The sequence below is a fragment of the Bacillus sp. SRB_331 genome, from assembly GCF_003264175.1.
Classification (GTDB): domain Bacteria; phylum Bacillota; class Bacilli; order Bacillales; family Bacillaceae_G; genus Bacillus_A; species Bacillus_A mycoides.
The window spans coordinates 139,216-150,879 of record NZ_NADV01000044.1; the positions used below are offsets into that span (position 1 = coordinate 139,216).

The window sequence follows — 11,664 nt, forward strand, 5'->3', positions numbered from 1 at the left end:
ACTCCTCCTCTACTCTTTATCCTGCATTTGATTTTGTGCCTTCATAAGCGCTGCATGTTTCTTATCAGCTTCAATTTCAGAAATAATAATGCCGAATTTCTCATCCATTACTATCGCTTCACCAATACCGACCTTCATATCACTTAAATATACATCTACTTTATGTCCTAAATTTTTCTCTACTTCAAGAACATCGCCAACTTTTAATTGCTTCACATCACCAAGCTTAATAGATGACTTCCCAAGCTTTACTCCAAGTTCAATCGAAATATCCGAAACGGTATCAATATGTGCCTTCCCCGCTTCATTTCGCTTCCCTGCAAATTCTTCTAATCCCATTAATGACACAGGAGATACTTCATGCTTCATATAGATCCTCCTACTCTATAAAACTTTTAAATAGAAGCGCCTTACGCGTTCCATCTTTCCCGATAAAACAATTAAATTTATGTTTTCCATCTACATAACCACGTAGTTGGTCTGAAACCTTTGTATGAAGCGGAATAATATCGCCTTCTTCAATTTGCTCAATCTCGCCCATTGTCATCTTCTGCTCACCAACCGCAACGTGAACAGGCTTGTACACTTGATTTACTTTCACTTCTACTTCAGACGTATACTTTTTACGCTTATCCGAAGAATGTTCGACAATATTTTCAGACGTTAACTTATCCATAATTTCTTCAACAGATAAGAACGGAATACCAATACGAACTGTCGTATTCCAAAACTCTGTTTTCATATTTACGTTCAATAATGAAATAATATCGCTCGCCGTCGTAATCTTCAGCGCATTCGGATCTGTCTCCGTCGTTACAAACTTCGGTTCAATCGCAACTCGTATGCGTGCACGTGAAAGCGGATTAAGCGTAGCTGCTGACAACACGCAAAACGGTATGTCTTTAATCCGTACAGCTGACTCAGCTTTAAAATCTGTATCTAACATCTTACTTCGTATGCGTGACATCGCCAACCAATCTGCGAACGGTACGAACACAGATAAAAACCAAGTTGCTCTTCAAAAAGAGTTTGGCGAATTACAAAAGCAAATTACTTACATTGCTGACAACACTCAATTTAACGATAAAAACCTACTTAAGAATGATCAAACAATCAATATTCAAACTCTTGATTCAAGTGACCAATCAAAACAAATAGGTATTTCATTAAAAGGTATTACTCTTGATAAACTTGGTATTGATAGCACAGCTATTGGTGCTGATAATAGTGCTGAAGTAAATCTTAAAGATGCTACAACTGCTATGGCTAAACTTGCTACGTCTGATGCTGCTTCTGTAAAAGATGATGTTGCAGCAGCAAAAGCAGCATTCTCTAAAGTTAAAGACCAATTCAGCATTAAAGATGCTAGAGAAATTGAAGATAAATTCATCGAATTTGATAAAGATCCAACAAGTTTACCAAACGCTGGAACAATTGGTACTACATTTGCTGGCAAAGATACAGTAGCTACAACTAATATGACTAGTGCTCAAAAAGAATTTGGAGAACTAAAAGCTACAATTGCAGTTGATAAAGATAGAGAAGACGGTGTTAAAGAAGCTAAAGATGCTTTCGATTTAGTTAAAGACAGATACAGTAAAGAAGATATCGAAAAAATTGAAGCTGCTTTCACTAAATTTGATACAGCTAAAGGTGGAGCAGATAAAGGCGACGCTGCAGCGAAAGAAATTGGTAATTTATTTGATACAGTAAAACCAATGACTACAACTAAAGCTGACGCATTAGCTGCAGTAGACAAAATCGACGAAGCTCTAAAAATGGTTGCTGATAACCGTGCAACTCTAGGTGCTACATTAAACCGTCTTGACTTTAACGTAAATAACCTTAAGAGCCAATCTTCTTCTATGGCTTCAGCTGCTTCTCAAATCGAAGACGCTGACATGGCGAAAGAGATGTCTGAAATGACTAAGTTCAAAATCTTGAACGAAGCTGGTATCAGCATGCTTTCTCAAGCAAACCAAACTCCACAAATGGTTTCTAAATTATTACAATAAGCCATTTGAGTTAGTTTCATGAACAAACCTCTCTGCTTGCGGAGAGGTTTGTTTTTTCTATACAAATGAATTATTTGTAAAACCTTTCTTTTTTTAGGAGAAAGAGAGCATCCGCTATACATAGAGGCGGTCGGTGCCTATCTCGATCCCCTTCCATGTTAAAACACAAATAGGAAATGAGCATAAAATCCCTTTTTCTTTTCATAACCGTTTATTAACTTTAGAACACCGACTCTATATCAATCTATAAGGAGTGTCCATTATGCGTATTAGTACGAATGTTTTAAGTATGAATGCTAGGCAGTCGTTGTATGAGAATGAGAAACGTATGAATGTTGCGATGGAGCATTTGGTGACTGGTAAGAAATTAAATACTGCTTCTGATAATCCAGCCAATATTGCGATTGTAACTCGTATGCATGCGAGAGCGAGTGGTATGCGCGTGGCGATTCGTAATAATGAGGATGCGATATCAATGCTTCGTACAGCGGAAGCTCCCCTTCAAACTGTTACGAATATTTTGCAACGTATGCGTGATTTAGCTGTTCAATCTGCGAATGGTACAAATTCAAATACAAACCGTAATTCACTGAATAAAGAGTTTCAGTCTTTAACAGAACAAATTGGCTATATTGGTGAGACAACTGAGTTTAATGATTTATCCGCATTCGATGGACAAAGCCGTCCTATTACGTTAAACGATATCGGTCATACGGTAAATATACCAAAATCTATTCCCCCTTCCCCTACACAACATGACATCAAGATTTCAACAGAACAAGAAGCGAGAGTGGCGATTCGTAAAATTGAAGAGGCCTTGCAAAATGTATCACTTCATCGGGCTGATCTCGGTGCTATGATCAATCGTTTACAATTTAATATCGAAAATTTAAATAGTCAAAGTACAGCGTTAACAGATGCTGTTTCTCGAATTGAAGATGCGGATATGGCGCAAGAGATGAGTGATTTTTTAAAGTTTAAATTGTTAACTGAAGTTGCGCTTAGTATGGTTTCACAAGCAAACCAAATTCCGCAAATGGTTTCTAAATTACTACAATCGTAAATATAACCGTTAAAACTATTGAAATAACTCTATAAAAAATAAAAGGCGGGATACATACGTGCTATGTATCCCACTTTTATATCAACTTATCCTTTATAAATAAGATCCTCCGCTAAAGAAGTAAACATTTCCCCAATGAGTGAATCTTCGTCATACACACATGAGCCATGATTCTCTTCACGTTTTGCAAACGGGATTTGGGCGATTACTTCTGTTTGCAGTTGTTCTGCTAACATTTCGCCACCGCCTCTTCCGAAGAGATAGTTTCTTGAGCCATCTTGTTCTTCATAATATGCCATGTTTTCAACGATACCTAAAATATCGTGTTTCGTATGTTTTGCCATGACTCCTACTCTAGACGCAACAAATGATGCCACATTATGAGGTGTTGTAACGATAATTTCCTTCGCTTGTGGAATCATGGCAGCGACATCTATCGCAACGTCTCCTGTTCCTGGTGGTAAATCTAGAAGAAGATAGTCTAGTTTTCCCCAGTGTGTGTTCGCAAGGAAGTTTTGAATCCATTTGTTTAACATTGGTCCTCGCCACATTACTGGGTTATTCCCTTCTGTGAAGAATCCCATCGACATAATTTTAACACCGTGACTAACGACTGGAAGTGCGGTTTGATCGATCATCGTTGGCTTTTCATTCGTTTCCATCATTGCCGGGATACTGAACCCGTATATATCTGCATCTAAAATCCCAACCTTTTTACCCATACGCGCTAAAGCAGTAGCAAGGTTAATCGTCACAGTTGATTTTCCGACTCCCCCTTTTCCGCTCGTTATAGTAATAAAATGTACCCCTGAATCAGGTCGAAGCATACTAGGCATTCCTGTTTCTGTTCTAGCCTCTTTCTTTAAAGACGCTGTTAATGCCGATCTTTCTTCCGGTGTCATTGAGCCAAATGTTAATACAACTTTTGATGCCCCAATGTTTCGAAGTGAGTCTTCAATATCGTTTTGAATTTTTGCTTTCAACGGACAACCTTGAATTGTTAAAACTACTTCTAGCCCAACTTCTGTACCATCTATTTTTATATTTCTTACCATGTTTAATTCCACAATACTTTTGTGTAACTCTGGATCTTCTACATGGCTTAAAGCGTTCATAATTTGTTCGTGAGTAATCATCATACACATTCCTTCCATTATAATTATTTTACCTTGTAAAAAAAGTCTCCGCTTTTTCCGCCCGTTTTTCGAACTAAATATATTTCTTTCATAACCATCGTTTTATCAACTGCTTTACACATATCGTAAAAAGTAAGGGCGGCGATTGATACAGCAGTTAATGCTTCCATTTCTACACCTGTTTTACCGCTGCATTTTACTGTAGCTCGTATCATTAACTCATACCCATCACTTGTCTTTTCATAATGGAACGTAAAGTCTGTTCCTTGGATTAATATCGGATGACACATAGGGATTATATCCGATGTTTTTTTAGCACCGATTATGCCAGCCACTTGTGCCACTTGGAGCGGATCACCTTTTTTCAATCCACCACTTTGAATTGCTTGAAATAGTTCATTTGATAAAGAAATTGTACTTTGCGCAACAGCTGTACGTGTTGAAATATCTTTTTGAGAGATATCAACCATTTTGGCTCTGCCCTCTTCATTCCAGTGCGAAAATTCCCTCATAATGATCCTCCTTAACGTATGAAAGATTTAATACTCGAATAAAAAAATTACCCTCCGCTTACAGGCGGGATAAACGCGACGATATCTCCAGGTTTTACAATATCTTCGTCCGTTACAAATTCTTCGTTAATCGCTACCATAACTTTATCTAGCGTCTGTAATTGATAGTTATCTTCCAGCCATTTTTTCAATTGCTGAACATTTATCTCTCTTTTTTCTATTATTACTAATCTCTCTGAGCCAACTTCTTCTCGTAAATTTGCGAACAGTAAAATTGTAATCATTCTCTCATTCTTCTTTCTTTGGTTTTCCTTCTGGATATGGAGTATTTTCAAGTTGATCTCCAATCCACTCCGTTCCATCTTCCCAAAATTCTTTTTTCCAAATTGGGACGATTTTCTTTATACGTTCAATTGCGTATTCATTCGCTTCATATGCCACTTTACGATGTGGCGACGATACTGCAATACCAACGGCGATATCCATTATTTCTAGTCGGCCTACTCGGTGCGTGATTGCTATTTTTGCATCTGGCCACTGTTTCTTAATTTCTTCTCCAATTTCAGTAAGCTTTTTCACCGCCATCGGTTTATATGCTTCATACTCAAGATGTAACGTTCGTTTTCCTTTCGTTAATTCTCTTACAGTTCCTATAAAAGTTGTAATTGCTCCTGCTTCTCGTCTTGCTACTTTATTCGTTACTTCTTCAACTACAATCGGATTATCGACAACTTCAAATAGTGCTTCTCCCATCAAAACCTCTCCCCACTTTACGGAATGTCCAAGGCCATTCACTACCTTCGTTATCTTCTAATAAAAGAATGTCTACAAACATCCCTTTCTTATATCCTCTCGTTCCGCCCTGTAGGACGATAAAAATGTTTGATTCTGCTAATGAAGAAACGGAACTAGATTTATCAAATCCTGATGGATAAGCGATTAGTTGTCCTTCGTTATACTGAAGCTTACCTCGTACAAATCTTGTAAATGGATTCGGTTTTAGAAAATCTTCTCCGAGCATTGCTTTTTCTCGTTTTACATGTGGTTTTTCGCTAAACATATACGCACGAATGCTAGGTTTTACGAATAATTCAAAACCTACATAGCAAGCAGATGGATTACCTGATAATCCAAATAATAATTTTCCATTTAATTGCGCTACAGTCGTGACGCTACCCGGCCGCATGGCTACTTTATTAAAAAGAACTAATGCGCCTAATTTTTCGTATATAGCTGGCAAATAGTCATAGTCGCCTACCGAAACACCACCAGTTGTAATTAACATATCCACTTCGCTTAACGCTTTTTTCACTGCTTCGTAGCACGTATTAGAATCGTCACTAAACTTCCCAAAGTACTTTACTCTTCCACCTGCTCTTCGAATTTGAGACGATATCATATACGTATTACTATTTCGAATTTTCCCAGGTTGTAGTTCTTCATTTACATCGAGAAGTTCACTCCCAGTCGCTAATAGTCCAATGATAGGCTTTTTCGCTACTGACACTTCACTATAACCAAATGTAGCAAGAAGAGCTGAAATACCTGGATTAATGTAACCACCTCTTTTTGCGAGAACGGTTCTTTTCTGAACATCTTCACCTTGAAAGGATATATTGTCTCCTTCTTTAAATGAGCGTCTCACTTCCATATAGCTTTTTCCGATATTCTCATATTGACGATGACGAGTCAGTTCTAGCATGACGACCGCGTTACATCCTTTCGGAATTTGTGCCCCTGTCATAATTCGAACTGCTTGAAACGCTCCTACTTCTGTAGGAAATACGGAACCTGCTCCAATTTCACCGATGACTTCAAATACGATCGGATTCTCACGACTTGCTCGCGAAGTATCTTCTGCCCTAATAGCAAATCCATCATATGGCGAGCGATCGAAGGAAGGAACATCGTGATCCGCTACTATATCGTCTGCTAACGTACGCCCATATGCTAATTCCAGTGGTACTAGTTCTTTTACACCACAATTAGCAAATTCCATCACTTTACGAACAGCCTCTTCAACTGTAATCGGTACCCTTCTTTCCATCATTACCAATCCCTCTCTATTATCCTAATAACCGATAGTATAGTTGTTTTGCTTTTTGAATTTCATTCGTGCCATGAATAAATACACGACCATCATGAAAAATGACGATGCGATACTCTTCTAATTGGCAAGAGAGCAAATACGGATTCCGATCAACTTTCCCGTGATTCTTTAATACTTTTTCTAACTCATCAAAGTTGTAATGTCTATTATGCGCTGGTCTAATTTGAACTGTATTTCTTCCACATAACACAGCTGTCTTCGTTTGATTTTCGTATGATAAATAAAGATAAGTTCTATTTGTTCCGCACGAAGGACAGTCTTCCATTTTGATTTTTCCTAGTTTGATAGAATGATATTGATTACTCCATATATCAAACATTAAAAAAGTTTTCCGAACTGCTTCATAGTCTTCTACTAAAATTTTGAATGCTTCTGCCACTTGGCACGCTGCAACGATTTGAACAGCTGGACTAATAATTCCAACTGTGTCACACGTCGCCCCTGTAACAGGAACACTTTTCAGTACACAATGTAAGCACGGTGTTTTCTTCGGAATAATTGTATAGCTCATGCCATGACTTCCGACACAAGAACCGTAAATCCAAGGAATATTGTATTTTTGTGATATATCATTGATTACAAACCGAATATCGAAATTATCTGTGGCATCAATAATGACATCGACACCACCTAATAAAGCTTCCATATTATCTACTCTTGCATCCATTACTAGCGCCTGAATTTGCACGTCTGAATTAATTTGTTTGAGACGATTCTGCGCTGCGATTGCTTTTGGCAACTTTTCTATCGCATCTTGTTCAGCGTAAAGTTGTTGCCGCTGTAAATTGCTCCATTCTACGTAATCGCGATCAATAATCGTTAATTTCCCGATACCTGCACGTACTAAACTTTCCGCACTTGCACTTCCTAATGCACCTGCCCCTACTATTAATACATGCTTATTTCTAATCTTCTCTTGCCCTTCTTTTCCAATAGGAGTGAACAACTGTTGTCGTGAATACCGCTCTATCATGAGGTGCCTTCCTTTCATATACTGTTATTTTTTCAATACATCTTCTTCGGTAGCACTTTGTTTCTGATAACAAGAAAAATAAGCGAATCCAACAAATCCAGCTCCGCCAATTACATTTCCGATAAAGACTGGCACAAAGTTTTTCGCAAGATCCATCCACGTAAGGTGACCAGCAAAAATAACTGCTGAAATGACAAACATATTTGCTACTACTTGCTGAAATCCAATGACGACAAATGCCATAATCGGAATCCATATTCCAACAATCTTTCCGATTAAATCGTTCGTTCCATACGCTAACCAAATTGCAAGGCAAACGAGCCAGTTACAGCCAATCGCTAAAATTAATGTTCTCCCGAAAGATTCATGTAATTTATCTTGAGCTATCGATATCGTCTTATTTAAATAGGCACCTTCAGTTAACCCGCCAAGGTGACCGAAACAATACGCTACGAAAAGTGCACCTGCGAAGTTCGTTAAAGTGATCCACGCCCAATTGTTTAACACATGTTTCAATGAAATTTTCCGTGCATACAGTGCCATGGCCATCGACATCATGTTTCCCGTAATTAATTCTCCTCCTGCTAAAACAACGAGCATAAGTCCTATAGGAAAAACCGCTCCTCCTATAAAATTGACTAAACTTCCCCACTGCTCCGGTACATTACCTAGAACACGAATATTAAGTAAAAATCCTAACGAAATGAATGCTCCTCCTAAAAAACCAAGAATAAGCATTGCGGATAGCGGTTGCCCCACCTTTTGAACACCGGATTCAATCACAAGCGCAGCAATTTGTTCCGGTTTATGAAATGCCATAACCAATTCCTCCATTTTTCTCATCTAAAAAAAGCAGCACCAAAAACCCTTATCATCGTAAGGATTTTTGAATGCTGCTTAATCTCTCTGCATATCTCTTACAGAAATATCAATCATCATTTTTACTATACTCATAGAAAGTGTACAAAACTTGCACATTTCCCACCATTTACGTTAACAAAGAGAATCTACATTCTTAGTAGCTTCTCAGCCACCGATATGCGACATTTCAATTTTCGGCATTGCTTTTTTATTCGTATTGCTTAACCGTTCATCTGAATAACGGTCTGAACGATTATTCCAAATGTCACGAATAACATTAGTAATCTCCTCATCCGTATATCCAAAGCGAAGTAATTCTTTAAGATTGTTTCCTTTAGACGCAAACAAACATGTATACAATTTTCCTTCTGCAGAAATACGCGCTCTTGTACATGATGAACAGAACGAATCCGTTACAGATGAAATAATTCCTATTTCTTCTTCGCTACCAACATAACGATAACGTGTCGCAACTTCACCAGGATAGTTCGCCTCAATACGTTCAAGCGGCATCACTTTATGAATCATCTCTACTATTTCCTGCTTAGAAACTACTTCACCTAATTCCCAGCCGTTAAAATTTCCGACATCCATATATTCAATGAACCGAAGGATATGCTTATTCTCTTTAAAGTACTCTGCCATCTGAACGATGTCTTCTTCATTTTTCCCTTTTTGGACAACCATGTTCATTTTAATTTTCATTCCGGCTTCCGCTGCAGCCTGTATTCCCGCAAGAACCGTTTTTACTTTACTTCTATTCCCATTTAAATAAGAGAATCGTTCTTCATTTAACGAGTCTAAACTAACTGTTACACGAGATAAACCCGCCTTATATAAATCTGGAGCAAACTTTTTAAGTAATGATCCATTTGTCGTTAAACCAATATCCTCTACTCCATCAATTTCGTTTAACCGCTGTATGAGTTCAGGTAATTCTTTTCGAAGTAAAGGCTCTCCTCCTGTAATACGTAACTTTCTTACACCTAAAGAAACGAAAATACGTGTAATCCTTTCAATTTCATCAAAAGATAAAATTTTATCATTAGACAAAAAAGAATAATCACGACCAAATATTTCTTCTGGCATACAATATCGACAGCGAAAATTACAGCGATCAGTAACAGAAATACGTAAATCCTTTAAAGGACGATCTAATTTGTCTAATGTAACAGATTTCATGATTATTGCCTCGTTTCTACTTATTTTATATTTATAATCCGCTCTGGATGCGTATATACATTTAAAGATTTATTACGAATGAAGCCTATTGTAGTAATCCCTAACTGCTCCGCTAGTTCTAATGCTAACTCAGTTGGAGCTGATTTTGACAATATTACTTCACAGCCAATTTTCGCAACTTTTAATAGAATTTCAGAAGAGATACGTCCACTAAAAACAATAATTTTATCACCAATCGAAATGTTATTTTTTAAACAATAGCCGTAAATTTTGTCTAAAGCGTTATGTCTTCCTATATCCATGCGGCTTAAAACAATTCCACTCACATTACATAAAGCTGCATTATGAACGCCGCCTGTATGTTGAAACGTAGACGCAGATTGCTGCATATCATTCATTAACCGAAAACAATCCTCGGCAGAGATCTTTACGCGAATATCATTCATTTCTTTCGCAGTCAGCGCATCGTTCGCAAAAACAAACCCTTGCCTACTCATTCCACAGCACGAAGTAATATAACGTTTGTTTTGTATGTCACGATAATAAGGATTGATTTTCGTCGTTTTTACATGTACATAACCTTCTTTTTCTTGCATCCATATTTCATCAATATCTTCATACTTTCGGATAATGCCTTCAGAGGCTAAAAAGCCAATTACCATATCTTCAATATACTCTGGAGTACTAACCATTGTAACAAATTCCTGGCCGTTAATTTTAACCGTAACAGGAAACTCTGTTACAATGCTGTCCTCTATATGTTTAAATTCCCCTTGCTCATATTTGAAAATTTTCCGTTCCACCTGAATCGATTTCACGATGAGCATCCTTCTCTCACGTTATATTTTTATCAAAAACAAACACGGAAACTGCAATATCTTCATCTACTTTCATATCAGAAAACAGATGAACTAACTTCGCACCAACAAGTTCTTCTAAATGTTCATGAGGATTAGCCACATACACTTCTTGAATCATTTTCGTTCGAGCCATATGAACCATTTCCGCCCCATCCGTAGTTCCCGAAATAAATTTCTCAGTAGGTGTTAAATTCCCATAAAGTGTTGCAATAGCCATGTTCTCGGTAAATACAGTATGAATTCTTTCCGGCCCTTTCCCGAACAACTCTTTTCGAAGCTTTCGGATCATATCATTAAATTCATGTACCATTTTTGACATACTCTCATTCCTTCCTAGTTATTCCATCACAACTATTTTAACAAAATGACCATTTCGCCTAAACTATTTAATAATGAGACGAAATGGATCACCTTTTACAATTATCTCAAGTACGCAAACAACATATGAAATACTATTATTGTTGCTTATTTATTCTTCTTTTAACCCTTTACCCATACCTTTTAAGAAATGAAGACCAAATCCGATAGCACGATTAATATCTGGATCCTTCAGTACTTTCATAAGGTCTAATATTCCTACTTTTTTATTACTTTGCAAATGCTGATTTCCTTCATCCATACCTGTTAATACACTACCTATAAGCTTTTTCGTAAGTGCCGGATCAAGTTCTGTTAAAGCTCCTGCAGCGCCCATCATATTGTTAATTAAATTTGTAACTGGTTCACGAGTGACTTGGCCTAGAACGATTTTTGCGATTGGTTCTTTCGCTTTCAGCATAGAATTTGCAGCTTCCAGCATCCCGATGTCATTTAGTTCACCTACTATATTAAACATTTGATTTAAAGCATCTTCATTATTAGCTAGCAGTTCTTTTAAGTCTTCGAGTTTTTGTTGTTTAAGTTCTTCCTCAGTTAGCTCCTGCTTCTGGACCGCTTGAATAGGTGCTGCCAT

General features: G+C 37.5%; 14 protein-coding genes and 1 pseudogene. 2 read left to right on the forward strand and 13 right to left on the reverse strand.

All coding sequences use genetic code 11. The features are described from left to right. Nucleotides 1-9: 9 nt before the first annotated feature. Both fliN and fliM read right to left on the reverse strand, forming a co-directional pair. The gene (fliN, locus tag B5P42_RS26455; protein WP_002031054.1) at nt 10-369 is read right to left on the reverse strand and encodes a flagellar motor switch protein FliN; all 360 of its coding nucleotides are present in this window, start codon (nt 367-369) and stop codon (nt 10-12) included. Between the two features lie 10 nt (nt 370-379). After that, nucleotides 380-838: pseudogene (gene fliM / locus B5P42_RS26460) on the reverse strand (flagellar motor switch protein FliM); the annotation flags it as partial. A gap of 4 nt (nt 839-842) precedes the next feature. Here fliM and B5P42_RS26465 point away from each other — a divergent pair. Both B5P42_RS26465 and B5P42_RS26470 read left to right on the forward strand, forming a co-directional pair. Continuing rightward, nucleotides 843-2,015 carry a flagellin gene (locus B5P42_RS26465; RefSeq protein WP_113735597.1) on the forward strand — a complete coding sequence of 391 codons (1,173 nt, stop codon included), beginning with the start codon at nt 843-845 and terminating at the stop codon, nt 2,013-2,015. 262 nt (nt 2,016-2,277) lie between these two features. Then, nucleotides 2,278-3,078, forward strand: a complete 801-nt coding sequence (locus tag B5P42_RS26470; protein WP_113735598.1) for a flagellin N-terminal helical domain-containing protein — start codon at nt 2,278-2,280, stop codon at nt 3,076-3,078. Nucleotides 3,079-3,164: 86 nt separating this feature from the next. On the opposite strand, the gene B5P42_RS26475 is transcribed toward B5P42_RS26470, so the two are convergent. From B5P42_RS26475 to B5P42_RS26525, 11 genes are all read right to left on the reverse strand, one after another. Next, nucleotides 3,165-4,217 (reverse strand): P-loop NTPase, encoded by a 1,053-nt coding sequence (locus tag B5P42_RS26475; RefSeq protein WP_113735599.1) that lies wholly within the window; start codon nt 4,215-4,217, stop codon nt 3,165-3,167. Nucleotides 4,218-4,237: 20 nt separating this feature from the next. Next, nucleotides 4,238-4,726 carry a cyclic pyranopterin monophosphate synthase MoaC gene (moaC, locus tag B5P42_RS26480; protein ID WP_113735600.1) on the reverse strand — a complete coding sequence of 163 codons (489 nt, stop codon included), beginning with the start codon at nt 4,724-4,726 and terminating at the stop codon, nt 4,238-4,240. A gap of 47 nt (nt 4,727-4,773) precedes the next feature. Next, nucleotides 4,774-5,010 carry a molybdopterin converting factor subunit 1 gene (gene moaD, locus B5P42_RS26485; RefSeq protein WP_002012006.1) on the reverse strand — a complete coding sequence of 79 codons (237 nt, stop codon included), beginning with the start codon at nt 5,008-5,010 and terminating at the stop codon, nt 4,774-4,776. A gap of 4 nt (nt 5,011-5,014) precedes the next feature. Then, entirely contained in the window at nt 5,015-5,479 is a 465-nt protein-coding gene (locus B5P42_RS26490) for a molybdenum cofactor biosynthesis protein MoaE (RefSeq protein ID WP_113735601.1), read from the reverse strand. After that, nucleotides 5,460-6,773 (reverse strand): molybdopterin molybdotransferase MoeA, encoded by a 1,314-nt coding sequence (locus B5P42_RS26495; protein WP_113735614.1) that lies wholly within the window; start codon nt 6,771-6,773, stop codon nt 5,460-5,462. The genes B5P42_RS26490 and B5P42_RS26495 overlap by 20 nt, the downstream gene beginning before the upstream one ends. A 19-nt stretch (nt 6,774-6,792) precedes the next feature. After that, nucleotides 6,793-7,809, reverse strand: coding sequence for a molybdopterin-synthase adenylyltransferase MoeB (locus tag B5P42_RS26500; protein ID WP_113735602.1), 1,017 nt, complete (start codon nt 7,807-7,809; stop codon nt 6,793-6,795). Between the two features lie 24 nt (nt 7,810-7,833). Beyond that, complete coding sequence (locus B5P42_RS26505; protein WP_113735603.1) at nt 7,834-8,628, reverse strand: formate channel; 795 nt, start codon at nt 8,626-8,628, stop codon at nt 7,834-7,836. Nucleotides 8,629-8,835: 207 nt separating this feature from the next. Continuing rightward, nucleotides 8,836-9,852 carry a GTP 3',8-cyclase MoaA gene (gene moaA / locus B5P42_RS26510; protein WP_113735604.1) on the reverse strand — a complete coding sequence of 339 codons (1,017 nt, stop codon included), beginning with the start codon at nt 9,850-9,852 and terminating at the stop codon, nt 8,836-8,838. A gap of 20 nt (nt 9,853-9,872) precedes the next feature. Further along, complete coding sequence (gene fdhD / locus B5P42_RS26515; RefSeq protein ID WP_002086466.1) at nt 9,873-10,670, reverse strand: formate dehydrogenase accessory sulfurtransferase FdhD; 798 nt, start codon at nt 10,668-10,670, stop codon at nt 9,873-9,875. Between the two features lie 16 nt (nt 10,671-10,686). Then, a complete protein-coding gene (locus B5P42_RS26520) occupies nt 10,687-11,031 on the reverse strand; it encodes a Na-translocating system protein MpsC family protein (protein ID WP_002012015.1) in 345 nt (114 codons plus the stop codon). Nucleotides 11,032-11,181: 150 nt separating this feature from the next. Beyond that, nucleotides 11,182-11,664, reverse strand: a complete 483-nt coding sequence (locus B5P42_RS26525; protein ID WP_113735605.1) for a helical membrane plugin domain-containing protein — start codon at nt 11,662-11,664, stop codon at nt 11,182-11,184.